We start from the raw sequence: 26487 nt of genomic DNA, 5'->3' as shown, positions 1-26487 counted from the left end.
GACCGACCGAGCGTTCGCCTCCCGACCCCTACCCGGTGGTAGGGGAATCGCCGGACCATCCGGGTGGGCCCGGCTGCGGTGGTAGTGCAAGGATGGTCGTCCGACAGCACAGCTCCGGATGCGTGGAGGCGCCTCGTGACGGACCCTCGATCGACCGGCCCCCACCGGGGCCGTGCCGATGCAGACCGTGCTCTCGCCCTGCGCTCGACGCCACCACCACACCCCGTCGACGTGCACCCCTGACGCGGAGCGCCCCCGCGGCGCTCCGGAACGAACCGGCACACCCCTCCGACAGACGTTCAGAACGAGACGAATAGGAAGCACATGGCGACCGAAGTAACCCTGCCGGCCCTCGGCGAGTCCGTCACCGAAGGCACCGTGACCCGCTGGCTGAAGCAGGTGGGAGACACGATCGCCGTCGACGAGCCGCTGCTCGAGGTCTCGACCGACAAGGTCGACACCGAGATCCCCTCCCCGGTCGCCGGCACGCTGCTGGAGATCAAGGCCGACGAGGACGACACGGTCGAGGTCGGCGCCGTGCTGGCCGTCGTGGGCGACGAGGACGAGGGCAGCGGCGACGCCGGCACGCCCGACGAGACCGCCGCTCCCGAGGCGCAGCCCGCCGACGAGGAGCAGGCCGCGAAGAAGGCCGAGCAGGAGCAGGAGATCGTCGAGGAGAAGGGCGAGCTGCCCGCCGGCGACGAGACCCCCGAGGCCGAGAAGACCGAGTCCAAGCCCGCTGCCTCTGGCGGCTCCGGCAGCGGCTCCGGCACCGCGGTGACGCTCCCCGCGCTCGGCGAGTCGGTCACCGAGGGCACCGTCACGCGCTGGCTCAAGCAGGTCGGCGACGAGGTCGCGGTCGACGAGCCGCTGCTCGAGGTCTCCACCGACAAGGTCGACACCGAGATCCCCTCGCCCGTCGCGGGCACCCTCCTCGAGATCAAGGCCGACGAGGACGAGACCGTCGAGGTCGGCGCCGAGCTCGCGATCATCGGCGACGGTTCCGCCGCCCCGGCGGCCGCCGAGCCCGAGCCGGAGCCCGAGCCGGAGCCCGAGCCGGAGCCCGAGCCGGAGCCGGAGCCCGCCGCGGAGAGCAAGCCCGAGCCCACGCCGGCCCCGAAGGCCGACCCGGCTCCCGGCAAGTCGGCCGAGCCCGGCTCGGCTCCCGCCGGTGCCGCGCAGCCGTCGCAGGCCGCCTCCTCGGAGCAGGACTCCTCCGACGCCGGCACCTACGTGACGCCGCTGGTGCGCAAGCTCGCCGCGCAGCACGACGTCGACCTGGCCACCGTGACCGGCAGCGGTGTCGGCGGGCGCATCCGCAAGCAGGACGTGCTCGACGCCGCCGCCAAGGCAAAGGAGGCCGCTGCGGCTCCGGCCGCCGCTGCCCCGGCCGCGTCGGCGCCTGCCGCCGCCTCGTCCGCCGCCGCGCCGGCCACGCCGTCGCCCCTGCGGGGCAAGACCGAGAAGCTGTCGCGCCTGCGCAAGATCATCGCCTCGCGCATGGTGGAGTCGCTCCAGGGCGCGGCGCAGCTGACCCAGGTCGTCGAGGTGGACGTCACCAACATCGCGCGTCTGCGCGACGCGAAGAAGGCCGAGTTCCTGGCCCGCGAGGGCGTCAAGCTGTCCTACCTCCCCTTCTTCGCGAAGGCGGCGACGGACACGCTGAAGGAGCACCCGGTGCTCAACGCGTCGCTCGACACCGAGGCCGGCACGGTGACCTACCACGACGTCGAGCACGTCGCGTTCGCCGTCGACACCCCGAAGGGCCTCATCACGCCCGTCGTGAAGGACGCCGGCGACCTGTCGATCTCGGGCCTCGCCAAGAAGATCGCGGACGTCGCGGAGCGCACCCGCACCAACAAGATCGGGCCGGACGAGCTCTCGGGCGGCACCTTCACCATCACCAACCTGGGCAGCTTCGGCGCGCTGTTCGACACGCCGATCATCAACAGCCCGCAGGTCGCGATCCTCGGCCCCGGTGCCGTGGTGAAGCGTCCGGTGGTGATCGACGACCCGAACCTGGGCGAGACGATCGCGGTGCGCCACATGGTCTACCTGTCGCTGACCTACGACCACCGCATCGTCGACGGCGCCGACGCGGGTCGCTTCCTGCGCGATCTGAAGGCGCGCCTCGAGGCGGGTCACTTCGAGGTCTGATCGACCCTCTGCTCCACCCGGCAGACGGCCCCGTCCTACTCTGGACGGGGCCGTCCGTCGTCTCCGCAGGAGGACCCCATGCACGTCGTCGTCGCCGGTTCGTCCGGATTCCTCGGTCAGGCGCTCGTGCGCGCGCTGCGCGAGCGGGACCACCGGGTGACCCGGCTCGTACGGCGCGACTCGCCCGCCGAGGACACCTCCCGCTGGGACCCCTGCGCGGGTGAGGTGGACGCCGACCTCGTGGGCTCCGCCGACGTCGTGGTGAACCTGGCGGGCTCGCCCACGATGGGCAACCCGCACTCGAAGAAGTGGGCCACGGAGCTGCGGCGCAGCCGGATCGCGACGACGACGCTGCTGGCGCGCACGATCGCCGACGCGTCGGCACCGCCCGCGTTCCTGGCGGGCAACGGGATCTCGTTCTACGGCGACCACGGCGACGTCGGCGACCCGGTGCTCGCCGAGGACGCCGACTCCCGGGGCGACGCGCTGCTCACCGACGTGACGCGCGAGTGGCAGGCCGCGGCCGAGCCGGCGGCTGACGCGGGCGCCCGCGTCTGCATCCTGCGGACCGCCCCCGTGCTCGACCGCAGCAGCGCGCCGCTCAACCTCCTGCTCCCGATGTTCCGGCTCGGCGGCGCGGCCCGTCTCGGCGACGGCAGCCAGCACTTCCCGATCATCTCGCTGCGCGACTGGGTCGGCGGGGTGGTGCACGCCGCGGAGCACGACACGCTCAGCGGGCCGGTCAACCTGTGCTGCCCCGAGGTGCCGACGAACGCCGAGTTCACCCGCACCCTCGCGGAGCTCGTGCACCGTCCCGCCTTCCTGCGGGTGCCGTCCGCCATCATCAAGCTCGGTGCCGGACGCATGGCCCCCGAGGTGCTGGGGTCGCTCCGCACCGTGCCCGCCGCCCTGCAGGACGCGGGCTACGCCTTCCACGACCACGACGTGCGGGACGTGCTCACGGCGGCGCTGGCTCCGACGGCGTGAGCGCCGGCTGGTCGCCGGGCTCGCTCGACGCCACCAGCCGCCACTCCTCCCCGTCACGCTCCAGCACGAGGCGGCGCTCCGCCTCGCCCCGGGCCGGCAGCCGGGCCACGGCGGCGCCGTCGCCGCGGCGTACCTCCGCCCGCGCCATCCGGTCCCGCACCACCACGACGACCCGGTCGGGCCCGTCGGCCTCGACCGCGAGGTCGACGACCTCGAACCGCAGGCCGTGGACGGTGAGACCGCGCGCGACGTAGGCCGTCAGCACCGCGGCGTCCTCCTCCCCCAGCGCCGAGCCCGGCGGGTAGAGCCCGCGGAGCGCGGCGACGTCGCCCGCGGCGTACGCCGCCGCGCGCCGTCCGTCCCAGCCCTCCACCACGGCACGTGCCCCGGCCTCGGCGTCGGCATCGGCGTCGACGACGGGACGGACCCCCACCGTCGCGCCGCCCGTGCCTGCCAGGGCGAGGGCGACCCCCGCCACCAGCGGGCCGACGACGAGCGCGAGCGCGGCGACCAGCAGCCCGCGCGGGACCCCCGCGCCCGCCCGGCGGGTCGCCCCGTGGATCGCCCCGTGGGTCGCCCCGTGGGTCGCCCGGTGGCGCCCGCTCGCCGTTGATCGCCGCACTCGCACGACGACCACGGTGCCGGAGATCGCCGCGGGGCGTCGGCCGTCATCCACAGGCCCCGCTCCGCGCGGAGGAGCGGAGCCGCGCGGGAGTAGGCTCGCCACCATGGCGCTGGAGATGCGGACCCACGGTCTCGACGACGGTGCGGCGGGGGTCGAGTACCGGGCGGCGTGGGAGCTGCAGCGCGAGGTGCACGCCGCGGTCGTCGACGCTCCGGCACCGGCCGACGGCACCCCGCACGGCACCGTCCTGCTGCTCCAGCACCCGCCGGTCTTCACGTGCGGCAAGCGCACCGACCCCCACGAGAAGCCGCTCGACCCGGGCGGCGCCGACGTCATCGACGTCGACCGCGGCGGCAAGATCACCTTCCACGGTCCGGGCCAGCTCGTGGGCTACCCGATCGTGCGCCTGCCCGACCACGTGCTCGTCGTCGACTACGTGCGCCGTGTCGAGGAGGCGCTGATCCGTGTCTGCCGCGACCTCGGCGTCACCACCGCCCGCGTGCCCGGGCGCAGCGGCGTCTGGCTCCAGGCCGACGACCGCGGGCCCGAGCGCAAGATCGCCGCGATCGGCATCCGTGTCTCCCGCGGCGTCACCATGCACGGCTTCTCGCTCAACTGCGACGTGGACCTGGGGTGGTATGCGCGGTTCACCCCCTGCGGCATCACCGACGCGGGCGTGACGTCGCTGTCGGCCGAGTTGGGCCGCGACGTCACGATCGCCGACGTGCTCCCCCTCGTCGAGCTCCACCTGCGCGACCTGCTCGCCTGGGCGCCGTACGACGCGACCCCGGACTACGAGGCCCGCCCCGAGCCGCCGCGCATCGCCCTCGTCACGCCCGGCGCCTGACCCGCCCAGCCGCCCAAGGAGCCATCCGGCGCGTCGCGCGCGCCGTACCGACGGCCGTGCTCCATGCTGCGCTCGTGGGGGACGACGATGAGTGACCTGGTGGTGGAGGCGCGCGGGCTGCGCAAGGACTTCGGCAGCCACGGCCGCACGGCGGTGGACGGGCTGGACCTGTCGGTGCCGCGGGGCGGCGTGCACGGGTTCCTGGGGCCGAACGGCTCGGGCAAGACGACGACGATCCGGATGCTGCTCGGCCTCGCTCGGTCGACCGGCGGCACGATGCGGCTCTTCGGCGAGCCCGTCCCGGAGCGGCTTCCCGAGGTCATGGGCCGCGTGGGTGCCGTGGTGGAGTCGCCGAAGTTCACGCCGACCTTCTCGGCGCGCGCGAACCTCGAGCTGCTCGCCCGCGCGGGCGGCATCGACGTGAAGCGCGTCGGTGCGGCGCTGCACCAGGTGGGGCTGTCGGGGCGCGAGGGCGATCGCTACCGCACCTACTCGCTCGGCATGAAGCAGCGCCTCGCGATCGCGGCGACCCTGCTCAAGGACCCGGAGCTGCTCATCCTCGACGAGCCGACGAACGGGCTCGACCCGGCGGGCATCCGCGAGATCCGCGAGATGATCCGGGCGCTCGGCGCCCAGGGCGTGACCGTGCTGGTCAGCTCCCACATCCTCGCGGAGATCCAGCAGGTCTGCGACTCCGTCAGCATCATCGGCCGCGGGCGCCTGCTCGCGGAGGGCCGCGTCGACGAGCTGGTGGCGGGCGGCACGACGTACCGTCTCGTCGTCTCCCAGCCCGAGCGCGCCGCGGGCGTGCTCGAGGACGCCGGCATCGTCGTGGGCCGCGAGGCCGACCACCTGGCGCTCGACCTCGGCGACCGCGAGCCGGAGGAGGTGGCCCGCGCGCTGGCGGGCCACGACCTGTGGCCCCGGGAGCTGACGCCGGTACGCCGCGACCTCGAGTCCGTCTTCCTCCAGCTCACCTCGACGGAGCCCCCGGTGCCCGGCGGTGCCGCGTGATGCGGCTGCTGGGGGTCGAGCTGACCCGGCTGCGGATGCGGCGCGCCGTCCTGGTGCTCGTGCTCGTCGGCCTCGTCGTGCCGGTGCTCATCGCGGCCAGTCAGCTCTGGAACACGCGACCCGTCTCCGACGGCGACCGCGCGTGGGCCGAGCAGCAGGCGGAGCGCGACTACCAGGACGCGCTGGAGCTGGTGGACGAGTGCGTGGAGGCACCGGAGTCCTACGGCTACGGCGGGGAGGCGGGCAGCGACGAGGCACGCGAGCTCTGCACCGCGGGTCTGGCCGACCGGGAGTGGTACACGGCCGACAACTACCTCTACCGCAGCGCGCTCGACGTCGAGACCACCCGCACCGACGCGGCGGTCGCCGTCGCGGTCGTCCTGCTGCTGGTGGTGGTGCTCCTCGGCACGACCTTCGTGGGCGCCGACTGGGCGTCGGGGTCGATGTCGGTGCAGCTGCTGGTGGACCCGCGCCGTACGCGGGTGTGGGTCGCCAAGGCGCTGGCCGGCGGGATCGTGGCCGCGGGTCTCGCGACGGTGGCGCTCGCCCTGTTCTGGACGATGGTCGCGGTGACCGCCGCGAGCCGGGGCATCGAGACCCCGTCGGAGACGTGGGGCCGGGTGGTGGTCTCGTCGGTCTGGACGGTCGTGCTGCTCGTCGCGGCCACCGTGGCCGCGCACGCGCTGACGATGCTGCTGCGCTCGACGGTGGTCACGCTCGGCATCGTGTTCGCGGTGAGCGTCGGGTCGACGATCCTGCTCGCCGTGTTCGGGGCGTCGGCGATCCGCTGGACGCTGCCGACGAACGCGGTGGCGGTGGTCGCGGGCGAGGTCGAGTACTACGTCGACGACTGCTACTCCGACGGCAGCACGGGCCTCGTGGAGGACGCGGGCGACGCCTGCCTGCGCACCCTGGACCGTCCTGAGGCGGTCCTCTACGTCGCGGTCCTCGTCGTGCTGGTCGTGGCGCTGTCGATCGCCTCGTTCCGCCGTCGCGACGTGCCGTGAGGGGGCTGGCCGCACGGGCGTAGAGTGGGTCCGTGACCCAGATGCCAACAGCTGATGGCCGCAAGCTCCTCCGCCTGGAGATCCGCAACTCGGAGACCCCGATCGAGCGGAAGCCCGAGTGGATCAAGACCCGCGCGAAGATGGGCCCGGAGTACAAGGCGCTCCAGCACCTCGTGAAGTCCGAAGGCCTCCACACGGTCTGCCAGGAAGCGGGCTGTCCCAACATCTTCGAGTGCTGGGAGGACCGCGAGGCCACCTTCCTCATCGGTGGCGACCAGTGCACCCGCCGCTGCGACTTCTGCCAGATCGACACCGGCAAGCCCCAGCCGCTGGACCGCGACGAGCCCCGCCGGGTCGCCGAGTCGGTGGAGAAGATGCAGCTGCGCTACGCCACGATCACCGGTGTCGCCCGCGACGACTTGGCCGACGGCGGCGCCTGGCTCTACGCCGAGACGGTCCGCGCGATCCACGAGCTCAACCCGGGCACCGGGGTGGAGAACCTGATCCCCGACTTCAACGGCAAGCCCGACCTGCTGGCCGAGGTCTTCGACTCCCGCCCCGAGGTCCTGGCGCACAACCTGGAGACCGTGCCGCGGATCTTCAAGCGCATCCGGCCCGCGTTCCGCTACGAGCGCTCCCTCGACGTCCTCACCCAGGCCCGCGCGGCCGGGCTGGTCACCAAGTCCAACCTCATCCTCGGCATGGGCGAGACGCGCGAGGAGATCTCCGTGGCCCTCGTCGACCTCCACGAGGCCGGCTGCGACCTCATCACCATCACGCAGTACCTGCGTCCCTCGCTGCGCCACCACCCCGTCGAGCGCTGGGTCAAGCCCCAGGAGTTCGTCGAGCTGCAGGAGGAGGCCATGGAGATCGGCTTCGCCGGCGCCCTGTCCGGTCCCCTGGTCCGTTCGTCCTACCGCGCCGGTCGGCTGTACCGTCAGGCCGTCGAGGCCCGGGCCGCCCAGCCGGTCGGACCGGCCATCGCGACGGTCTGACCCGTCCGTCGGAGCAGTCCGTCACCACCCCGTCCTCAGCACCGGACCCCGGTCCGGCGAACGTGAAGAAGGCACCTGAGCGCATGTCGAGCAAGCAGCCCGCCGCCCCGGCCCCGAAGAAGCGTCGGCAGCAGATCGCCGAGACCTACCGGATGGCCAAGAAGGGCGACCCGCGGATCGGCCTGATCCTCGTCGGTGTCTTCGTCGTCTTCGCGGCGCTCGGCTTCCTGGTCTTCACGCTGCTCCCGGGGAGCGGCCTCCTCTCGACCATCCTCAGCGTCGTCACGGCGCTGCTGGTCGGCACGCTGGCGACGCTCATCGTCTTCGGTCGTCGTGCGCAGACATCGATGTACAACCAGCTCGAGGGCCAGCAGGGCGCCGCCGCGGCCGCGCTCCAGATGCTGCGTCGCGGCTGGGAGACCTCGCCCGTCGTGGCCTTCAACAAGCAGCAGGACGTCGTGCACCGCGCGGTGGGCAAGCCGGGCATCGTGCTCATCGGCGAGGGCAACGCCAACCGCCTCAAGCCGCTGCTGGCGGGCGAGCGCCGCAAGCACGAGCGCGTCGTCACGGACGTCCCCGTCACGGAGATCGTCGTCGGCCGCGGCGACGACCAGGTGCCGCTGCCGAAGCTGGTGCGCAAGGTGCAGAAGCTGCCCAAGAAGATCAAGGGCCCCGAGATCACCGACACCATCAACCGGCTCAAGGCCCTCGACGCGCAGCGCGGCAAGGTGCCGCTCCCCAAGGGCCCGCTGCCGACGAACATGAAGGGCATGCGCCAGAACATGCGCGGCCGCTGAGCCCCGCTCTCCCCCACGAACGACCCCGCGTACGACGACGCCCCCGGTTCCGCTGGAACCGGGGGCGTCGTCGTACGTGCAGGGGGCGGTCAGCCGCCCATGGAGGAGCCGCTGCCCAGGGAGCTCATGAACTCCTCGTAGGGGATCGCGTCGGCCGGAGCCTCGATGGTGACGTCGCGGCCGAAGTCGGACCACGACTGGACCGTCTCGGTCTCGGGGCCCATCGCGGTGGCGGGCGTGACCTGCGCGAGCTCGACGACGCGGCCCTCAGAGTCGATGGCCACGGACTGCGTGATCTCCTCCGGCAGCGCACCGGAGGCGGCGAGGTCGTCGCCGTAGCCCAGGATCTCGAACATGACGGCGGGGTCGAGCACGACGTCGTAGGTCTCGGTCGAGACGCCGTCGACCTCCTCCACGCCGGTGAACGTCACCGAGGTCGAGGCCTCGGCAAGGATCTGCTCGTTCTTGTCGGGCGAACCGAGCAGGGCGAAGGCCTGCGCGAACGGGTTGTTCGGGTCGTCGATGGGGAGCTCGACGGGCGCGCCGCCCTCGGCGATCGGCAGGTACATCGTGCCGTCGATGATGATGAGCTCGCCCTCTCCGGCCCCGAAGTCACCGGTGAGGCGGAGCTCGGGGTTCTCGAGGTCGAGCACCTGCTCGCCGCTCATGGTGGTGGTCGCGCCGTCGACGGTGGTCGACTGCTCGATGGCGGCGGTGCCGCCGGCGGTGGACGCGTCGAGGTAGAAGGACGCGAACTCGGCCGGGTCGACCTCCTCGCCCTCGTCGACGTCGAAGGAGGAGCCCTCGACGGTGCCGTCGCTGGAGCCCTCGTCGCTCGAGCCCTCGTCGTCGGAGCCCTCGTTCGAGCTCGACGAGCTGTCGTCGTTGGTGCTCGAGTCGTCGTCGGAGCCGCAGGCGGCGAGACCGGTCACGGCCAGCACGCTCAGGGAGGTGGCGGCGATGGCGCGGCGTACGTTGAGGCGCGTCATGGTTCCTTCCGGGGGTTGCTTCTCGGGGTGGGTGGCTCGGTGAGCCGCCGGCGACTGTGCCCTCCCGCCGACGCCTCAAACGGAATGGTTCAAGAAGTCGTGAATCCCGGGATGCCGTCGAGGAGCGTGACGTCCGCAGCAGGTGGCGCCTCGACGGTGACGTCGGTGCCGTAGTCCCACATCCGCACCGTCAGGGTCGCCGTCTCCCCCGTCGGGAGCGGCAGGTCCATCGTGAGCTCGCGGAGCCGGTCGGCGTCGTCGAGCAGCACCGTCTGCTCCACGGGCTCCGTCGGCAGGGCCTCCGCGGCGTCGGGCACGAGCTCGGCGAGCGCGCTCGGGTCGAGCGTGACCGTGTAGCGCTGCAGCGTCTCGCCGTCGACCGTCTCCTCGCCGTCCCGCTCGATGTCGGCGGCCGAGCCGAGCGTCGCTGCGAGCTGCTCGGGGTCGAACGAGCCGGTCAGCTGGTCGGGGTCGATGCCGAGGGCCCCGAGGTCGACCGTGCTGAGGTCGAGACCCACCCAGGGGCTGCCGCCGCCGAGCATCGCCGCGAGCGGACCGCCGACGTAGACGACCCCGTCCACGACGCGGAGCTCGACGCTCTGGCCCATCGCGTCCATCGTCATGCTCACCGCCGGGCCGGCGCCGTCCTCGGCGCCGCCGTAGGAGACGACGCCCTCCCCGCTGACCTCACCGCCGCCGGGCACCCCCTCGACGCTCAGGGAGACGCGGGCGGAGGTGACGTCCTCGTACGCCGCGGTCATCGCCGAGGCGAGCTCGACGGCGTCGACGGGGCCGGTCGTCGTCGGGCTCCCGCTGGACGCGGCGGCAGGCTCCGCCCCGTCGTCGTCGTTCCCGCAGGCGACCAGCCCGGTGACCGCGGTGGCGGAGAGGGCAAGGGCGGCGACGGTGCGGCGGAGCGGGGCGCGCAGGCTGCGACGGGTCATGCCGTCGATGGTGGCACAACCCGGCGCCGTACGGCGGGGGTCAGGTGCGGCTCAGCCGCGCGGCTGGGGTGCGCCGCCGCCGCGGCGCGGGGCGAGCGGGACCGTCATGGTGCCGGCGACGATGTCGTGGAGGCCGCGGCCGTCGGGCCGGAACACCAGCGGCGGGATGACCAGGGCGACGAGGACCGAGCGTCCGAACGCGCGGATGGGGTCGATGGGGCCGGGGCGGCCGTCGTACCGGACCACGCGGAGGCGCGTCGCGAGCTTGCCGAACGAGCCGCCCGCCAGGCAGGTGAGCACCGTGGACTCCAGCACGAGGAGGCCCAGGGTGAGGAGCGACGGGTTGGCGCCGGCGGCGTCCTCGGCGGTGGCCGGGAAGTAGCGGGCCGGGCCCACGAACGCGATGACGACCAGCATGCAGGCGAACCAGTCGACGAGCAGCGCCAGCATGCGGCGGGCCCAGGAGGCGGTCTGACGGTCGGTGCTGGCCACGGGCGCAGGCTATCGAGCCCGTGTCACCGGAGCGTCATCCGGGCGACCCACCGGCGTACGCCGCGTGCGGCACGCGCGCGAGCGGACGCGGGCTTCACCCCGCTCTCCCCAACCTGTAACACGGCTGAAACAATCGGGATATCGGAGCGAAACTGCCCGTGCATACGTTGCGTCGCAATCGCCGGGTGCAAGGCTGCCCCCGACGACTCACCCGTACCACGAGCGCCACGCCCACCGGCGTGCCGCGTAGGAGGACGAATGTTCGCCAACAGCGAAGAGCTGCTGAAGTACATCAAGGACGAGGGCGTCGAGATGATCGACGTCCGCTTCTGTGACCTGCCCGGCATCATGCAGCACTTCACGGTTCCCGTGTCGTCGTTCGACCAGTCGGTCTTCGACGACGGACTGGGCTTCGACGGCTCGTCGATCCGTGGCTTCCAGGCCATCAACGAGTCGGACATGTCCCTCTTCCCGGACCCGACGACGGCGTACATCGACCCGTTCCGCAAGGCGAAGACGCTCAACATCAACTTCTTCATCCACGACCCGATCACGGGCGAGGCCTACTCGCGCGACCCGCGCAACATCGCCAAGAAGGCGCTGGCCTACCTCGAGACCACGGGCATCGCCGACACGGCGTTCTTCGCCCCCGAGGCCGAGTTCTACATCTTCGACAACGTCCGCTACTCGACGGGCGTCAACGAGGGCTACTACCACATCGACTCCGTCGAGGGCTGGTGGAACTCCGGCAAGGAGACCGAGGGCCAGGCCAACCTGGGCTACAAGACGCGCCTCAAGGGCGGGTACTTCCCGGTCGAGCCCTACGACCACTACAGCGACCTGCGCGCCGACATGGTCAAGAACCTCGAGGCCTGCGGCCTCCAGGTCGAGCGGGCCCACCACGAGGTCGGCACCGCCGGCCAGGCGGAGATCAACTACCGCTTCGACACGCTGCTCAAGGCCGCGGACGACGTGATGAAGTTCAAGTACCTCATCAAGAACACCGCGTGGCAGCAGGGCAAGTCCGTCACCTTCATGCCGAAGCCCATCTTCGGCGACAACGGCTCGGGCATGCACGTGCACCAGTCGCTGTGGAAGGACGGCTCGCCGCTGTTCTACGACGAGGCCGGGTACGGCGGCCTCTCGGACATGGCGCGCTGGTACATCGGCGGCATCCTGAAGCACGCCCCCTCGCTGCTGGCCTTCACGAACCCGACGGTGAACTCCTACCACCGCCTGGTCCCGGGCTACGAGGCGCCGATCTCGCTCGTCTACTCCTCGCGCAACCGCTCCGCCTCGGTCCGCATCCCGATCACGGGCTCGAACCCCAAGGCGAAGCGCATCGAGACCCGCTTCCCCGACCCGTCGGCGAACCCCTACCTGGCGTTCTCCGCGCTCATGCTCGCGGGCCTCGACGGCGTCAAGAACAAGATCGAGCCGGCTGCGCCGATCGACAAGGACATCTACGAGCTGCCGCCGGACGAGATGGCCGAGATCGAGCAGGTCCCCACGTCCCTCGGTGCCGTGCTCGACGCGCTCGAGGCCGACAACGAGTACCTGACGCAGGGCGGCGTGTTCACCCCCGACCTCATCGAGACGTGGGTGTCCTACAAGCGCGAGAACGAGATCGCGCCCGTGCAGCTGCGGCCGCACCCGCACGAGTTCGAGCTGTACTACGACATCTGATTCAGACGTCTGAGCGCACCCCCTTAGCCCCCTGAACTGGGCGGCTAAGGGGGTGTACTCATGCCGGTTGACCTGCATGCACACACGCCGAGCGTCTGGCGCGTGACCCTCGACCTCGACCGACGCGAGCCGCGCTCCGCTGGGCACGCATTGGTCACGTCTGGCGAGCTGCGGAGTTCGACGGCCGCCGCGGCTGGCAATCGCTTACCGTGACGATCATGGCGACCTGGAAAGAGGACATCGCGACCGCACTAGCGGCGCTCGGCGGGGAGGCCTCACTGAGTGAGATCTACGCGGAGCTGCCACGCTTATGTCCCGACCTCCGCAACGAATGGCAGGCCACTGTCCGGGGGGACCTTGGAGCTCAACTCGTCAGACTCGAACAACCTTCGCAACGGTGACGACCTCCTCTACTCGGCCGGGGGAATAGGGCAGGGTTGTTGGGTCTCAGGTGAGTGTCAACCCGTTCGGACCTCTTGCGTGTTGAGGACCAGGCTCTCCCGGTCAGCCCTACGGGCACGTGGTCGATGGTGTGGTGCGAGGTCGCCGGCGTTCATGTGCGGCCCACGAGACATGTCCGCCGTTCTCGCTCGCGGCGGCCCAAACGACGGAGGAATCGGCGACTAGTCGCGGTACGCGACATGACAAGTAACTCATGCGCTGTCGCCCGCCACCCGGATGCTCGTCGTGGCCAAGGCGTCGGTCGACTACGCCGCGGGAATTGACCAGCTATGTGGCCTTTCCCCCACCCGTCGCTCCGAGATGGACCGGATACAGCCCCGAGACGAGTTGTTCCTCTTGAGCACCCGGGGTGTTTTCCGAAACCTGACTCGCGACCACACCCGGGGCATCGGCAGGGCCCTGTCAGCACGCCGGTCCGGTTGGCTCCGGATCCGATCGAGTTGGCCAGGCGCACGTTCAGCCGGATCAGGTCTTTGCAGATAACCGGACTTGCTCCAGCTATGCGGGATCGAACTAACGCCACTCGTGGCCCGGCCTGAGGCGTTCCCAAACAAGCAAGCGTGGTCAATCCGGCTCCGACGCCCGCTACTCCGCCGGACCCAACCGGATGCCGACCCCTGCGACCAATAATGCTGGAGATCGCTATCGAACCCAGCAGGGCGCTACTGGGCTGCCTGGACATCGGCAAGGACAGCCTTTTAGGTCGATAGGCAGTGTGAGACAACAGGGGACGAAACTGCTCAGCCCGAATGCAGGGAATCGTCGAGGAGGTAACGCACAAGGGCCTCCATGTCCTCGAACGGGACGGCTTGGATCGTGCCGTCGTCCCCCATCCCCCAGCTTGTGTACCCCCCAGTATGCCTCTGTTCTAAGTTGTCGTCGTACTTGCCTTTGGAGACAAACTGGACATCCAGTCGCGGACCGTCCTTCGCTGGCCTGATGCGCAGCAGCTTCCTTCGAGCAGTCTCTTGGACGAGGTGAGGCCCCTTGGTGTCGATGCAAATCACGCGCTCCAGCGTCCACACGAGGAAGTCGGGGTAGAAGTTAGAGGTCGGGCCCACGCTGATAAGTGGGATGCCGTAGCCACTGCGCGCAGGGTTACGGGCCCAAGGAAGCCCAGTCTGGTCTAGGGCATCTGCGAACGGGCGCTCGAGCGTGTTCAGACCGGCATAGCCCTCATGCACAGCATTGACGAACGGCACCACCTCGTCCGGGCGCGCGAGAACCGTCCCTACCTTAAAGGGGTTGAGGCGCCGCTGGACCAAGCGAACGCCCTTGACGTAGGCGTTGACCACCTCGTCAGCGAGGTACCGGACTTGCTTGTGGGCGGGGCTGCCAATCCCGACCCTTGCGTCGAGCTTGGAGTCGGCCAGATTGACCACGCCGAGCGCCCACTTGTACTGGCGCTGTACTTCACGGTGGAAGACCCACCGAGCTGAGGCCTCGCTCGAGTGTTCGTACTCCTCCCATCCCGTCTGCGACCCGTCTTGGCCGACCTTCTGCCTTAGGATCCGTCGACTGCCGGTGCCCTTTGTATTTACTCCGCCGTCTCGGTAGTCAGCGAAGTCACTCAGCAGTTTCTCGATCTTGGCGCGCGTGGCACTCGGATCCAGGCCCGTTTCGGGTACGAAGATATCAACCTTGGGGTGGTAGTCCTGAGGCTTAGGCTTGCCCGGGGCAGAGACGACGATCTTGACGCCGCCAGCCTCCTCGCCCAGTTCCTTTCGAACGTCCTCGATGACTTGATCAAACACGCCATTCTTATCGACTCGGATGTAGAAGTGCGCGGAGTTGAGCCTCTCCACCGGGTGGTGAGTCGTCCCCGGTTGACGGAGGACGCGGCCAATCACCTGGGTGATCTGGACCTTCGACTCCATGCTCTTGTCGATGTAGGCGAAGTACACCGAGGGGTCATCCCATCCCTCTTGCAATGTGAGGTTGAAAATGACGTGCTGGTAGTCGCCAGCCGTGAATTCGTCGTAGTCCTTGTCGGCCCCCTTAAACAGGATGAACTCATCCGGAAGCGGGAAGTCCTTGTCGGTCTTCAAATCGGCATACACAGCCACCGTGGCGGGGTCGATGCCCATCTGCTCGACGAGGTACTTCCAGATGAGGATGGGTGGGGCCTGCCGCTGGTTGAACGGCTGTTTCGGGTTGTCGGATAGGTTTGGCGTGTCGGCGACGACGTTCGTGTTGGACACGTAAATCGCCTTCGGCTTGAACTTCAGGCCGAGGGAATCCGCCTCGGCGGTGGCCTCTTTCCAGTCCGACAGGAGCTGAGCGACAGCCTCCTCCATGGGAGTGTTGTAGCCCTCAAGCAGAACGGTGTCCTTGACCAGGCCTTCGGAGACAACGTCCTTCGTCTTGACCTTCGTGATTAGGTCGGCATCCTCATATCCAGCCGTCCTGATGTGTTGGACCTCGGAGCCAATCCGTGCCGGAAGGCGCATCGTTGCCGACGCGAGGAGAAAGCCATCCGGTTCGAGTTCCAAAAGCAATTCAGTCTGCTGGTTGCTCAAATTCTGCGCTTCGTCGTACACCACAATAAGCGGTCGACGGTTCCCATCGGCATCGGTGCGCCGGCGGATCGCGTCCCAGATCGAGGCCTCCATGTTGTCCACGTCGCTCTTGTGGATCAGCAGGGTGCCACTGTCCTTGTCCTTCTGGTTGAAGGTGCCGACGGTGGCGAAATAGACGAGTGGCTTATCAGATTCTGCCACGATCTCGGGGTTGTAATTGGCCAGAGCGTCTACTGACATGCCGTCGAGGAGGCGGTGGTACTTGCCGCCCGGCGAAAGGTTGACGAAGGTCTGGCGGACCACAACCTTGCCACGTGACAGCCACATGATCACGGGCTTCACCGGCATCGTGTCCGCAATCTGTGACACAGCTTCCGCAAGGATCACCGTCTTGCCAGCGCCGGTGAGTGCAGAGAGCGCCTGAAAGAAGGGGGCGACGTGGCGCTTCTTCCTAACCGTCGTAATCGCCGGGGCGTCGAGGTAGTCCGAGACATGCGAAGAGACGGTTGCAGCCGCCTCCTCTTGGAATTGGAACAGCGACAGCATCGGTCAGTCTTCCTCGTCCGTGTACGACTCAGTTCGAACGTCCAGGCCGAAGTCGGCGAGGATACGGTCCGGGATCTGGTACCAATGCACTCCTGGAGTCGTGAACAGATTGAAGCGCGAATAGATGTGGTAGACGGGCTTCAGACCTTCCTTCTCGCCCTCACCGACGCATGCCTCGTAGACGTCTTCAGTGAGGTCGGTGTTCTCCCCGACGCCGCCCCAAACGAGGTAGAAGCCCTCATCCTCGGAGTTCTTGGCCACCAGGTAGGCGTAATCGTGGTCCGTGAACCGGACGAGGCTGGGACCGCGCCGTCGCGAAGAATCGAAGTAGGAGGCGATGACCGTGTCGACCATCTCCTCACGCTCCATCGCGAGCAGTGCCGTGGCATCGACCTGCTTGGTGAGTGCCCGGAACTCATAGCCACCGCCGAGCGACGAGCCCTTACCGTTCGCCCAGTCACCGGTCACCACACGCTGGAGCCGATCGGCGGTCAGAGTCTTCGCGTAGGAGTCCCCCGCCTCCGGGCGTCCCTGCTCAATCAGGATGAATCGACGGCTCGTCTCGGTCGCGTGGTTGAGCGCCAGCACGGCGTGCCCGGTCGTGCCGGACCCCGCGAACGGGTCCAAGACGACACCGTCAGGCGGACACCAGATCTGGATGATTTTCTGCATTAGCTTGAGCGGCTTTACGGTCTCGAAACCATGCCCCTTGCCGACCACCGCGGACAGCTCGGTGATCCCGGACTGGCTGTGGCCCGACTCTTCATGGTCCCAAGAGACGGTGCCGAGGTCCTCGGGGAACTCGTCGTGGTCCTCGTCGGACCAGTACGTCATCGGGACCCGGCCCTTCTTCACGTTCTCGAGGTACTTCTTCTGTTGGGGCCGGCCCGTTCCGTCGAGACCGAAGACGATCTCGGGCCAGACCTCTTCTGCCCGAATTCTCTCCGCCTTCACTGTCGCCGAGGCTAGGTCCTCGGCGAGCATCACTGCACGAACGCGCCGCAAACCATCAGCCGGCTCGCCGATGACCCGGGCGCGCTGGCCCGCATCATCGATGAACCTGAGCTCGTACCCAGCACCCCACTGCTGGACCCACTCGAGGGTGTCCGTCTGCGGGGCTCGCCAGCACTTGCCCTCGGGCGGGTAATGAATCTCGCCGGTGAACGGGGACTGTATCCCGTACACCATGCCTTTGTGTGTCTTGGCCTTGGGACCGCTGAAATTCTCAGCCTTCCATAGCCGCTCGTCGCCGTCAGGGTTCCGGTACCGAGCGTTCATCGCCTCCGTGCGCGGCAGAAGGCCGGTTCTGGCGCGCTCCTCGTCCTTCGCGTATACCAGGACGTACTCGGTTGCGGTCGACACATGCGTGTTGTCTGAACGGGGAGAGTAGGACTTCTGCCAGTTGATGATTGCCAGGCGGTTCCGCTCGTCGAACAGCTCGTCAAGCATCTGGCCCAGGTGGAAAAGTTCCCGATGGTCTATGCAGATCGCGAGCACGCCACCAGGCTTGAGCATCTGCTTCATCAGAAGCAGGCGCGGGTACATGAACTTCATCCACTTGGTGTGGCGAGCCCTGTCGTCGGCGTTCACGAGGTCGCCGATACCGGGATCGTTGGGGTCCTCGTCCCACTTGTCGTTGTAGCGCCAATCGCCGCCCGTGTTGTAAGGAGGATCGGTCAGGATCAGGTCCACGTGGCCGCGCTCGCGGTACAGGGTGGCGAGCGCCTGGAGGTTGTCACCCTCGATGAGGAGGTTTTTGGAGCGCTCCTCCTCCGAGCCTGCGCCGTACTTCACGATGCTGCGCTGAACGCGTGGTCGGACTCGCCGCGTGATACGACGAGTCATTACCTTACCTGGGAATGTGAGTTTGACGCCTACCTCGGCCCGCTCCCTGAGCAGGTCGATCAGTTCATCCTTGCTCAGCAACTCAAGGTCATCCAGTTCGTTCAACGTCGCCTCCTTCTGATCTCAACCTGCGCTCCAGACGCCACCTGCCGAAGCCTCCGAGCACAGCCGATCATCGAGGACCGACAGTTCAGTTCCCAATGCCGTCGAGCGACCCAGGAACCGACGATCACGAGCCGGGCGTGACAGGCCCCACCCTACTGGTCTGTGACGCCCGAAGCCGTCGCGATCGCGCAATGAAGACTCGCACGAAGGTGCCCCGCACCCGACCCTAGTTGCGCTGCCGTCGCCGTACCTGCCCGCCGTCCCTGCCAGACTAGAGAGAGAATGGCGGCTCAGTGTCGTAATCCCTCCCGTCTGGTCCCTTGCATCGGTCGATGAGCTTCCCAGCCGACGGGCCCAGACGGCACCGTCCGAGATGGCAGCCCGCTCAGCGACGGCAACGCGCGCCACCATCAGCTGCTTGCGATCGTCGACCGCTAGGCGATCGTCAGCGGGCATCTACCCCAACGCCCCGGGAAGAGGCCCGAGGTCAGGCGCGGAAGACGGAATACGTCTCGGACGCCGACCAGCGGCAGGAACTCGGGCAGATTGAGGACGCGCAGCAGACGGCTGAGTTCCAGAACGTCCTGCACCAGGGAGCAGATCTCACCGCCGGCCGCGGCGCGCTCCCGGCAAGCGGCTTCGTCGCGGTCAGCACGAGCGATCCCGGCGAACTCCAACGCGCCGTCGTCGCGATCGATTAGGCGGCGATCCAGGCATCCTGCGAGACGCGCGGCGGCTCCGGGGACAAGGACCTGGGCTTCGCCGTGGCCGCGCTACCACTCGCGAGAGATCTCTGGCCGGGTGTCCCGTTGTCCGGCTGCGCCCGCGAAGGTGCTTGCACGGACAATTGTCTCTGAGTAATCTGCAGTCTGTCAGATTACTCAGATTAGAGACTTCAGAGAGAGCGAGACGCTGGAATGCATCGGATCGAGGTTGATGACGAGGTGTGGGCCGAGATGGAGCGGCACGTTAAGGGCTTTGAGCAGCCCAATGACGTGCTCCGCCGGCTCCTCCTGAAGGACACGGCGAAGGCCATAAAGGTCGATGTGACCGCGGGCAAGAAGGGCAGGCTTTTGCCGCTCATCCAGGCCGGAATTGTCAAGCCGGGCGAGAAGCTGAAGCACGAGCAAACCCGGAAGGGCAACGTGTTCGAGGCAGAGGTGACGGACTCCGGTTGGATCACCACCAGCAAGGGCGTGTACCAGGCGCCGTCGCCGGCGTTGGTCGACCTAGTGGGCAGCCAGATCGATGGATGGGCGAACTGGCTGCACGTCCCGACAGGGAAGACGCTGCGCCAGCTGCGGTTCAAGCTGGACCAGCAAAATGGGTCGGGCATGTGATGTAACGTCTGCCAATAGGTCCGTTCAATCCAGGTCACGATCGCGATCGGGAGTTCCCCACGGGTGGTCCAGGTGCGGCGGTCGAGGACATCGTTCCGCAGCAGCGCGAAGAAGCTCTCCATGGCAGCGTTGTCGCCCGCAGCGCCGAGGCGGGCCATGGAGCCGGCCAGGTCGTAGCGGTTGAGCGCGCGGACGGATTCCCGCTGCGGAACTGACTGCTTCGGTCGCTCGTACGACGCGACCAGCCTTATGGCGACCCTCGGCTGCGCGGCGTGCGACGGTGCTGTTCAGCGCTGGGACAGCCAGCCGGGACTTCATCGGCGAGTCGATCGAGTAGCCTAGGATCCGGTTAGAGTGGGCGTCCTTGATCGCGCAGAGGTAGAGCGTGCCCTCACCCGCCTTGCGCTCGGTGATGTCGGTCAGCCACAGCTCGTTCGGCGCCGTCGCGGTGAACTCGCGACGGATGACGCCGTGCTCGTCGACGAACGCGCACAGGTCGTCATGGGCCGGCGCTCCCGGCCTCTTCGCCCTGCTGCGCTTGGGTTTGCCGAACGCCGACCACCAGCCGCTGTCCGAGCAGATCCGCCACGCGGTCCGCTGGGCCATCGCCACGCCTGCCTCGGCTGCCTCGTCGACGAGGAACCGGTAGCCGAATTCGGGGTCATCCTGGTGGGCGTCAAACAGGGCATTGGCGCGGTAGGGCTCCTCGAGGTCCGAGGCGGTGACCGGCGCCGCCAGCCATCGGCAGTAGGGCTGACGGGCCAGCCCGAGCACCCGATACGTCACCGCCGCGGGCACCCTGATCGGGGGCGTTCGCGGGGCCAACTCGCGGACGAGCGGGTAGATCAATTTCCCGGCAGGTTCGCCTGCGAGAGGTAGGCCGCAGCCCGGCGCAGAACCTCGTTCTCCTACTCCAAGAGCCGCACCCGCTTGCAGAGCTCACGATTCTCGACACTCTGCCCGACCGTTGCGCCGGGCTTGACGCCGTCCTCGACTTCGGTCTTCGAGAGCCAGTTCGTCAGACACGACTCGCTGATGCCGAAGTCGGCAGCGATCTGCTTCAGGTGGACTGCCGGCTCGCGGTTGCGAGCGACCCTGACGACGTCGTCGCGGAACTCCTGGGGGTACGGCTTCGGCAAAGCACACATCCTCCCGGCGGTGCTCTTCAGCACCAGAGATCAGATGTCACCTATCCGTGCAGCAGTCCCCTCTGGTTGGACTGTCTCTCTTGCGGCGAAGCCGATTCGCACACCATCACGGCTGTCCGGTCTCAGTCTCAACCGACCCTTGAAGTGGCCGCGTCGATACCGAGCGAGCGCGGTAGAGACGGTGTGGTCGCGGACCTCGTTGGGATGGGCCGGCACAGTCCACACCGTCCAGCTGTGGACGGTCGAACTGCGGTTCAGTTGACAACAGAACCTTGGACGGCCTCAACTGCAAGCCGACATCGCAACGGTGCGTCCGACGCAGATCACCAAGTGATTCGGCGGCTCATGGATTGAAGCGACTTGGGTCGCTAACCATCTGTCGCAGACGCTCAAAAACAGTCGGCTTCAGGGCGACCTGGCTGTTGTACGCCTGCCTGGCGACAATCTCGTGACTGACGCCGAACCGGTTCGAAAGAGACCTGACTGCCCGCACTGCTCCGGATTCATCCGCAGCTTGGCGCAGGCTTGCCCCCGCAACTGCGCGGGGCAACATAACTTCGGCGGCAAACGCTCGCGCTCGTTGCTCCACAGCTACGTCTACCCGACCACCCATTACCTCGGCCGCTGGCAAGGCGTCTTGCCGATCGATCAGCAGGTGGCATATCTCATGCGCCAATGAGGTGTTGCGCCCGTTTGGGCTCGAGGAAAACCAGCCATCTCGGTTGATGATAATCGCTGGACCATTCTGGGGTCCCCACGCGGCGACTGCGTCGATGGTCTTTTCACCGAGACGCTCGTCCTGCACTAGTACGCCCATGTGGTCAAGCCACTGCTCTGGCAGGAAAGGCGAGTTCTCGTCCAATCCGAGTGTCACTCGGAACACCTTCGCATATTCGTACGCTTGCGCGTATGGCGGCGCGGATCGATCCAAATTGGCCGCGGCGATCACTGCATCCGACACAGCAGGGATAGACGTTTCCCTGCCTGGCAGGGCGTTGATCAACCGAAGAACGCGGCCAGCTACTGTTGCCGGCAGTCGAGACGTCATTCGTGCCGCCGCCAAGATTGGACTGTATTCAATCTCACCGATGTCCGAGTCGCGCCAAATCGTGGGGAACGTCAGCGCGTCGATAGTAGCGTCTTGTCCACGCGCGGTCGCCAACAACGTTCCTGAGCTCACAGCGTCTCGCATCTGCCAATTCATTCGAGCTGCCCTGGAGCGCTGGTCGTCCGGGGCCCGCAGCAACCGATGCGCGATCGCATCGCCGATCGATTCAACTGTGGACAGAATGCGGCGCCAATGAGTCACATAGTGCGTTTGTTCGGTCAACAAGTGACCCAAAAGGCCCTGACGCCATATCAGGACTGGCCGAGTATTGGCGCCCGCGAGGGCGCGGCTCAAGTCGTGCGTCTCAATGAAGTCCCACAGCGCCATCTCGGATTGGGTTCGGACACCGTCCGGCTCGTATCGCACTGCCCGCTTTAACTCGTACCTCAGTGCCCCGACGTTTGCGACGTCGGCAGGGAGATCGGCGGGAAGTCCGTCTTCAACTCGAATCCATGTCCAAGAGCTCGTGAGCCACTCGAGTAACTCGATCCAAGGCCAATCCCCATCGTCGACGCTCCAAAGCACGTCATCGCCGACGCGTAGGGTCAAGACGCCCTCAGACGCGGCGGGGCGCCCTCGCCCCTTGACCGTTTCGTCCGTCCAGCTGAATTCCCAGTCAATGGTCAACTCAGGATCTAACTCTTGAACCATTGCTCCACCTCCTCCCGACTCCCATCTGCTGCGGCCAGGTCGAGTATGGCCTCCTTAACCGCGGGATCAGGCGGTAGGTCGTCGGGCTTCAGTTCCGGAAACCCGTGGTAAGAGACTCCCGCTAGGGTGGGAACGGCTCGATAGACAGTTCCTTTGATGACCGCGAAGATGCGGCTTGGATACCCCACCGGTCTACGGCGCTCGAAATACTCATAGCCCGAGTTGAGGGCGGCCTCGGCAAACTCGATGGTGAAGCTCTTTGGGCACTTGCCCACGGTGCGATTTCCCATCGTGACGTGCCCAGGATGATCTTGGTTCCAGCGATGCTTGTAACGACCGTCGCCGCGATCGTACTTCCAGCGCTTTGATTCCGGCACTTCCATTGTCCAGTCGGCTCCCCCCGTGCCGCCCCCACCGCCCAGGTGAACGGCGCCTCTGCTCGGCGTACACAGTGCAGACTACCCATCAGACCGGGTTGGACGTCGACACGCTCGGACACGAAGCCGTCCAGTGCACACCCGTGGCGCCAATCGGGCGTCACACCACTGACCTTTGCTTCCCACAGGACGGCCCGGCGTTCGGGGTGATCAAGACCCGCCGATCGGTCGTCGGCCGTTGCTCTGTGGTGCGCGGCGCTTCGTCGATTACGAGCCCTCTTCACCTGGGGGCGATTACGGAAGCCCCTTTTGCCGCAGCGCTCTACCGACGGCCGGTCAAGCCGCACGCCAAACGGTGTGGTGTCTCACGGTGCGATCGAGACGCAGCGGCCTGCCGCAATCGCAAGCCCACTCGCGGCCCTGCCGTGGAGAGCTTGCACTTGTGGGCTGCTCATCCCCTTGCTGACCGAAGCGGCCTTGCGGTCTCCTCGATGGTCGCTATGGCGTCGACCCATCATGTGGTCGCAGGACTGTCGCGCGACGTACCGTGTCCCACGTCACAGTGGCACCTAGAGTGCTCCCGGGCGCCCCGCACACGCGGCCACCGCCCCCAATCCAAGGAGGACGGCGTGCCGGACCGGGAAGTCTTCACCCACGTGGTGGTCGGAGCCGGCAGCGCCGGTGCCGCGCTCGCCGCCCGCCTCACCGAGGACCCGACAGTCTCGGTCCTCCTCCTCGAAGCGGGCGGTCCGGCCGACGCGGACGAGATCAACATCCCCGCGGCGTTCCCCAACCTCTTCAAGACGCGGTGGGACTGGAACTACCAGACCACCGAGCAGAAGCAGCTCGAGGGCCGCCGGGCGTACTGGCCCCGCATGAAGGCCCTCGGCGGCTGCTCGTCGATGAACGCGATGATCTACATCCGCGGCAACCGCGCCGACTTCGACACCTGGCGCGACGCCTACGGGGCGACCGGCTGGGGCTACGACGACGTGCTCCCCTACTTCGTCCGCTCCGAGGGCAACACCCGGCTCAGCGGGCCGTACCACGGCCAGGACGGACCGCTCCACGTCGAGGACCGGCGCTACACCCACCCGCTGACCACCGCCTGGGTCGAGTCCGCGGTCGCCGCCGGCTTCAAGCCCACCGACGACTTCAACGGCGCCGAGCAGGAGGGCGCGGGGCTCTACCAGGTCACCTGCCGCAAGGGACGGCGCTGGTCGACGGCGAAGGCCTACCTCGAGCCCGCCACGAACCGTCCCAACCTCACGATCCGCACCGGCGCGCTCGCCGAGCGCGTCGTCATCGAGGGCGGACGGGCCGTGGGCGTCGCGTACCAGCACGGTGCGGAGACCCGCACGGCGTACGTCGACGGGGAGGTCGTGCTCGCCGGCGGTGCGATCAACTCGCCGCAGCTCCTGCTCCTCTCGGGCATCGGGCCGGGCACCCATCTCCGCGAGGTCGGCGTGGACGTCGTCGTCGACCTGCAAGGTGTCGGCCAGAACTTGCACGACCACCCGGCCGTACCCCTCGTGTTCCGCACCCGTGACACCACCGACCTGCTCGACCACAACAACCTCGTGCAGTTCGCGCGCGCCAAGGCCACCGGCACCGGACCGCTCACCTCCAACGTCGGCGAGGGCGGCGGCTTCTGGCGCACCCGCGACGACCTGGCCGCGCCCGACCTGCAGGTCCACGTCGCGCCGACCGGCTTCTACGACAACGGCTTCCACGAGGCCACCGCCCGCAGCGTCACCGTCGCGCCGACGCTCGTCTCCGTCGAGAGCCGCGGCACGCTGCGGCTCCGCTCCACCGACCCACGCTGGCACCCCGAGATCGACCCGGGGTACTTCGACGACCAGGCGGACATCGACGCGATGACCGCCGGCGTACGCCGCATGCTCGACACCGTCGCCACCGGACCCCTCGCCGCGCACGTCGCCGGGCCGGGACTCCCGACGATGGAGTCGTGGGGCGCCGACCCGACCGACGCGCAGATCGTGGAACACCTCCGCGCCTACACCCAGACGCTCTACCACCCCGTCGGCACCTGTGCGATGGGCGGCGACGAGCGCGCCGTCGTCGACCCACAGCTGCGCGTGCGCGGCGTGGACGGGCTGCGCGTCGCCGACGCCAGCGTCATGCCGATGGTGACCCGCGGCAACACCAACGCCGCCTCGATCATGATCGGCGAGCGTGCCGCCGACCTCCTGCGCGGAAAGGCCTGAGCCATGACCACCACGAGCACTCCCCCGAGCGCCGCCGACTCCACCGGGCCCGGCGCCCAGCGCCGTACCTTCGCGTCCATCAGCCCCGCCACCGGCGACGTCGTCGGCGCCCACCCCATCCACGACGAGACCGACGTGCGGGCCGCGGTCGCGCGGGCCCGCGCGTCCGCCGGCTGGTGGGCCGGCCTCGGCTTCGCCGGCCGCCGTGAGGTGCTCACCCAGTGGCGCGGCGTCCTCACCCGCCGGCTCGCCCAGCTCTGCGACGTCGTGCACCAGGAGACCGGCAAGCCGCACGCCGACGCACAGCTCGAGTGCACGCTCACCATCGACCACCTGGCCTGGGCCGGGTCGCACGCCGCGAAGGTCCTCGGCCGCAAGCGCGTCTCCCCCGGCCTGCTGCTGGCGAACCAGGCTGCGTCGGTCGAGTACCTCCCCCTGGGCGTCGTCGGCGTCATCGGCCCCTGGAACTACCCCGTCTTCACGCCCATGGGCTCGATCGCGTACGCACTGGCCGCCGGCAACACGGTGGTGTTCAAGCCCAGCGAGCTGACGCCCGGCGTCGGGCTGTGGCTGGCCGACAGCCTCCGCGAGGTCGTGCCCGACCACGACCTGCTGCAGGTCGTCACCGGGTTCGGCGAGACCGGGGCCGCGCTGTGCCGGTCCGGCGTCGACAAGGTCGCGTTCACCGGCTCGACCGCCACCGGCAAGCGCGTGATGGCGGCCTGCGCCGAGACGCTCACCCCCGTCATCGTCGAGGCCGGCGGCAAGGACGCCCTGCTCGTCGACGAGGACGCCGACCTCGAGGCCGCCGCCGGCGCGGCCGCGTGGGGCGCCTTCGCCAACGCCGGTCAGACCTGCGCCGGCGTCGAGCGGATCTACGTGCACGAGCGGGTGCACGACCGGTTCGTCGCCCTGCTCGCCGAGCGCGCCCGCAGCGTGCACGCCGGGGTCGACGTCGACGCCAAGATCGGGCCGATGACGATGCCCGGCCAGCTCGAGATCGTGCGCCGCCACGTCGCCGACGCCCTCTCCAGCGGGGGACGCGCCGTGGTCGGCGGCGCCGAGGCGGTCGGCGACCGGTTCGTGCAGCCGACCGTGCTCGTCGACGTGCCCGAGGACAGCGCGGCCGTCACCGAGGAGACGTTCGGTCCGACGGTCACGGTGCGCAAGGTGCGCGACATGGACGAGGCGGTCGAGCTGACCAACGCGGGGAGGTACGGGCTCGGCTCGGCGATCTTCACCGGCAAGGACGGTCAGGACCTGGCTCGGCGGCTGCGCACCGGCATGACGTCGATCAACTCGGTCATCTCGTTCGCCGGCGTGCCCTCGCTGCCGTTCGGCGGCGTCGGCGACTCCGGCTTCGGCCGCATCCACGGGCCCGACGGACTCCGGGAGTTCACCTACGCCAAGTCGGTGACCCGCACGCGGTTCAAGGCGCCGATCAACCTGACGACCTTCGACCGCACTCCCGAGCAGGAAACCATGGTCGCCACGCTGCTGCTCGCGCTGCACGGACGCGCCTCCCAGCTGCCGAAGCTGCCGCGGCGACCGCTCGCGACGATCCGCGGGCGGCGCCGCAGCTGAGGTGCCGCGACGTACCCGGCCGTTGGGCCCTGTC

General features: G+C 68.5%; 21 protein-coding genes and 1 pseudogene. 11 read left to right on the top strand and 11 right to left on the bottom strand.

Going from position 1 to position 26487, the window contains the following annotated elements; translation table 11 throughout:
- The first annotated feature begins 324 nt into the window (after nucleotides 1-324).
- Nucleotides 325-2157, top strand: a complete 1833-nt coding sequence (gene sucB, locus G3T38_RS02690; RefSeq protein ID WP_163770500.1) for a 2-oxoglutarate dehydrogenase, E2 component, dihydrolipoamide succinyltransferase — start codon at nucleotides 325-327, stop codon at nucleotides 2155-2157.
- A 78-nt stretch (nucleotides 2158-2235) separates the two neighbouring features.
- Nucleotides 2236-3144: a TIGR01777 family oxidoreductase gene (locus G3T38_RS02685; RefSeq protein WP_163770499.1), complete on the top strand. Its 909-nt coding sequence runs from the start codon at nucleotides 2236-2238 to the stop codon at nucleotides 3142-3144.
- On the opposite strand, the gene G3T38_RS02680 is transcribed toward G3T38_RS02685, so the two are convergent.
- Complete coding sequence (locus tag G3T38_RS02680; RefSeq protein WP_163770498.1) at nucleotides 3116-3820, bottom strand: hypothetical protein; 705 nt, start codon at nucleotides 3818-3820, stop codon at nucleotides 3116-3118. The two genes, G3T38_RS02685 and G3T38_RS02680, sit on opposite strands and share 29 nt — an antisense overlap.
- A 52-nt stretch (nucleotides 3821-3872) precedes the next feature.
- Between G3T38_RS02680 and lipB the strand changes: the two genes are divergently transcribed.
- The 5 genes from lipB to G3T38_RS02655 all read left to right on the top strand — a co-directional run bounded on the left by lipB (nucleotide 3873) and on the right by G3T38_RS02655 (nucleotide 8429).
- The gene (gene lipB, locus G3T38_RS02675) at nucleotides 3873-4616 is read left to right on the top strand and encodes a lipoyl(octanoyl) transferase LipB (protein WP_163770497.1); all 744 of its coding nucleotides are present in this window, start codon (nucleotides 3873-3875) and stop codon (nucleotides 4614-4616) included.
- A gap of 87 nt (nucleotides 4617-4703) precedes the next feature.
- Nucleotides 4704-5630: an ABC transporter ATP-binding protein gene (locus G3T38_RS02670; RefSeq protein ID WP_163770496.1), complete on the top strand. Its 927-nt coding sequence runs from the start codon at nucleotides 4704-4706 to the stop codon at nucleotides 5628-5630.
- Nucleotides 5630-6637 (top strand): ABC transporter permease subunit, encoded by a 1008-nt coding sequence (locus G3T38_RS02665; RefSeq protein WP_163770495.1) that lies wholly within the window; start codon nucleotides 5630-5632, stop codon nucleotides 6635-6637. Before G3T38_RS02670 ends, G3T38_RS02665 begins: the two co-directional genes overlap by 1 nt.
- A 41-nt stretch (nucleotides 6638-6678) precedes the next feature.
- Nucleotides 6679-7632 (top strand): lipoyl synthase, encoded by a 954-nt coding sequence (gene lipA, locus G3T38_RS02660; RefSeq protein ID WP_163770669.1) that lies wholly within the window; start codon nucleotides 6679-6681, stop codon nucleotides 7630-7632.
- 83 nt (nucleotides 7633-7715) lie between these two features.
- Nucleotides 7716-8429, top strand: coding sequence for a DUF4191 domain-containing protein (locus G3T38_RS02655; protein ID WP_163770494.1), 714 nt, complete (start codon nucleotides 7716-7718; stop codon nucleotides 8427-8429).
- A gap of 89 nt (nucleotides 8430-8518) precedes the next feature.
- Here the strand turns inward: G3T38_RS02655 and G3T38_RS02650 are convergent, their stop codons facing one another.
- The 3 genes from G3T38_RS02650 to G3T38_RS02640 all read right to left on the bottom strand — a co-directional run bounded on the left by G3T38_RS02650 (nucleotide 8519) and on the right by G3T38_RS02640 (nucleotide 10854).
- On the bottom strand, nucleotides 8519-9418 hold the full coding sequence (locus tag G3T38_RS02650; protein ID WP_163770493.1) for a hypothetical protein: 900 nt from the start codon (nucleotides 9416-9418) through the stop codon (nucleotides 8519-8521).
- Nucleotides 9419-9507: 89 nt separating this feature from the next.
- Nucleotides 9508-10362 (bottom strand): SCO4651 family lipoprotein, encoded by an 855-nt coding sequence (locus G3T38_RS02645; protein WP_163770492.1) that lies wholly within the window; start codon nucleotides 10360-10362, stop codon nucleotides 9508-9510.
- Between the two features lie 51 nt (nucleotides 10363-10413).
- Nucleotides 10414-10854, bottom strand: coding sequence for an RDD family protein (locus G3T38_RS02640; RefSeq protein ID WP_338037417.1), 441 nt, complete (start codon nucleotides 10852-10854; stop codon nucleotides 10414-10416).
- Between the two features lie 258 nt (nucleotides 10855-11112).
- On the opposite strand from G3T38_RS02640, the gene glnA reads away from it, so the two are divergent.
- Nucleotides 11113-12540 (top strand): type I glutamate--ammonia ligase, encoded by a 1428-nt coding sequence (glnA, locus tag G3T38_RS02635; protein ID WP_163770491.1) that lies wholly within the window; start codon nucleotides 11113-11115, stop codon nucleotides 12538-12540.
- 1202 nt (nucleotides 12541-13742) lie between these two features.
- On the opposite strand, the gene G3T38_RS02630 is transcribed toward glnA, so the two are convergent.
- The 3 genes from G3T38_RS02630 to G3T38_RS02620 all read right to left on the bottom strand — a co-directional run bounded on the left by G3T38_RS02630 (nucleotide 13743) and on the right by G3T38_RS02620 (nucleotide 18694).
- The gene (locus G3T38_RS02630) at nucleotides 13743-16067 is read right to left on the bottom strand and encodes a DEAD/DEAH box helicase (protein ID WP_163770490.1); all 2325 of its coding nucleotides are present in this window, start codon (nucleotides 16065-16067) and stop codon (nucleotides 13743-13745) included.
- A gap of 3 nt (nucleotides 16068-16070) precedes the next feature.
- A complete protein-coding gene (locus G3T38_RS02625; protein WP_163770489.1) occupies nucleotides 16071-18017 on the bottom strand; it encodes a site-specific DNA-methyltransferase in 1947 nt (648 codons plus the stop codon).
- 434 nt (nucleotides 18018-18451) lie between these two features.
- A complete protein-coding gene (locus G3T38_RS02620) occupies nucleotides 18452-18694 on the bottom strand; it encodes a hypothetical protein (RefSeq protein WP_163770488.1) in 243 nt (80 codons plus the stop codon).
- A 240-nt stretch (nucleotides 18695-18934) separates the two neighbouring features.
- Here G3T38_RS02620 and G3T38_RS02615 point away from each other — a divergent pair, with 240 nt between their 5' ends.
- Nucleotides 18935-19357, top strand: a complete 423-nt coding sequence (locus G3T38_RS02615) for a restriction system modified-DNA reader domain-containing protein (protein ID WP_163770487.1) — start codon at nucleotides 18935-18937, stop codon at nucleotides 19355-19357.
- Nucleotides 19358-19371: 14 nt separating this feature from the next.
- Here G3T38_RS02615 and G3T38_RS02610 read toward each other — a convergent pair.
- The 4 genes and pseudogenes from G3T38_RS02610 to G3T38_RS02595 form a co-directional block, all read right to left on the bottom strand.
- Nucleotides 19372-19897 (bottom strand): annotated as a pseudogene (locus G3T38_RS02610) (DDE-type integrase/transposase/recombinase); the annotation flags it as partial.
- Between the two features lie 368 nt (nucleotides 19898-20265).
- Entirely contained in the window at nucleotides 20266-20496 is a 231-nt protein-coding gene (locus G3T38_RS02605) for a transposase (RefSeq protein ID WP_163770485.1), read from the bottom strand.
- Nucleotides 20497-20848: 352 nt separating this feature from the next.
- Nucleotides 20849-21940, bottom strand: coding sequence for an ImmA/IrrE family metallo-endopeptidase (locus tag G3T38_RS02600; protein WP_163770484.1), 1092 nt, complete (start codon nucleotides 21938-21940; stop codon nucleotides 20849-20851).
- 308 nt (nucleotides 21941-22248) lie between these two features.
- Nucleotides 22249-22647 (bottom strand): hypothetical protein, encoded by a 399-nt coding sequence (locus tag G3T38_RS02595; protein WP_163770483.1) that lies wholly within the window; start codon nucleotides 22645-22647, stop codon nucleotides 22249-22251.
- A 623-nt stretch (nucleotides 22648-23270) separates the two neighbouring features.
- On the opposite strand from G3T38_RS02595, the gene G3T38_RS02590 reads away from it, so the two are divergent.
- Nucleotides 23271-24869, top strand: coding sequence for a GMC family oxidoreductase N-terminal domain-containing protein (locus G3T38_RS02590; protein WP_163770482.1), 1599 nt, complete (start codon nucleotides 23271-23273; stop codon nucleotides 24867-24869).
- A gap of 3 nt (nucleotides 24870-24872) precedes the next feature.
- Nucleotides 24873-26453, top strand: a complete 1581-nt coding sequence (locus tag G3T38_RS02585; RefSeq protein WP_163770481.1) for an aldehyde dehydrogenase family protein — start codon at nucleotides 24873-24875, stop codon at nucleotides 26451-26453.
- The last annotated feature ends 34 nt before the right edge of the window (nucleotides 26454-26487 follow it).

Origin of the sequence: Nocardioides zeae, from assembly GCF_010686755.1 — a bacterium.
Lineage (GTDB): Bacteria > Actinomycetota > Actinomycetes > Propionibacteriales > Nocardioidaceae > Nocardioides > Nocardioides zeae.
Note: the sequence above shows the minus strand (reverse complement) of the source record. Positions and strands in the feature narration are given on the sequence as shown.

Excerpts from the sequence above, each read along its gene's own strand:
- sucB (WP_163770500.1), top strand. The coding sequence starts at position 325 with ATGGCGACCGAAGTAACCCTGCCGGCCCTCGGCGAGTCCGTCACCGAA.
- G3T38_RS02685 (WP_163770499.1), top strand. The coding sequence starts at position 2,236 with ATGCACGTCGTCGTCGCCGGTTCGTCCGGATTCCTCGGTCAGGCGCTC.
- lipB (WP_163770497.1), top strand. The coding sequence starts at position 3,873 with ATGGCGCTGGAGATGCGGACCCACGGTCTCGACGACGGTGCGGCGGGG.
- G3T38_RS02670 (WP_163770496.1), top strand. The coding sequence starts at position 4,704 with ATGAGTGACCTGGTGGTGGAGGCGCGCGGGCTGCGCAAGGACTTCGGC.
- G3T38_RS02665 (WP_163770495.1), top strand. The coding sequence starts at position 5,630 with ATGCGGCTGCTGGGGGTCGAGCTGACCCGGCTGCGGATGCGGCGCGCC.
- lipA (WP_163770669.1), top strand. The coding sequence starts at position 6,679 with ATGCCAACAGCTGATGGCCGCAAGCTCCTCCGCCTGGAGATCCGCAAC.
- G3T38_RS02655 (WP_163770494.1), top strand. The coding sequence starts at position 7,716 with ATGTCGAGCAAGCAGCCCGCCGCCCCGGCCCCGAAGAAGCGTCGGCAG.
- G3T38_RS02650 (WP_163770493.1), bottom strand. The coding sequence starts at position 9,418 with ATGACGCGCCTCAACGTACGCCGCGCCATCGCCGCCACCTCCCTGAGC.
- G3T38_RS02645 (WP_163770492.1), bottom strand. The coding sequence starts at position 10,362 with ATGACCCGTCGCAGCCTGCGCGCCCCGCTCCGCCGCACCGTCGCCGCC.
- glnA (WP_163770491.1), top strand. The coding sequence starts at position 11,113 with ATGTTCGCCAACAGCGAAGAGCTGCTGAAGTACATCAAGGACGAGGGC.
- G3T38_RS02630 (WP_163770490.1), bottom strand. The coding sequence starts at position 16,067 with ATGCTGTCGCTGTTCCAATTCCAAGAGGAGGCGGCTGCAACCGTCTCT.
- G3T38_RS02615 (WP_163770487.1), top strand. The coding sequence starts at position 18,935 with ATGCATCGGATCGAGGTTGATGACGAGGTGTGGGCCGAGATGGAGCGG.
- G3T38_RS02600 (WP_163770484.1), bottom strand. The coding sequence starts at position 21,940 with ATGGCGCTGTGGGACTTCATTGAGACGCACGACTTGAGCCGCGCCCTC.
- G3T38_RS02595 (WP_163770483.1), bottom strand. The coding sequence starts at position 22,647 with ATGGAAGTGCCGGAATCAAAGCGCTGGAAGTACGATCGCGGCGACGGT.
- G3T38_RS02585 (WP_163770481.1), top strand. The coding sequence starts at position 24,873 with ATGACCACCACGAGCACTCCCCCGAGCGCCGCCGACTCCACCGGGCCC.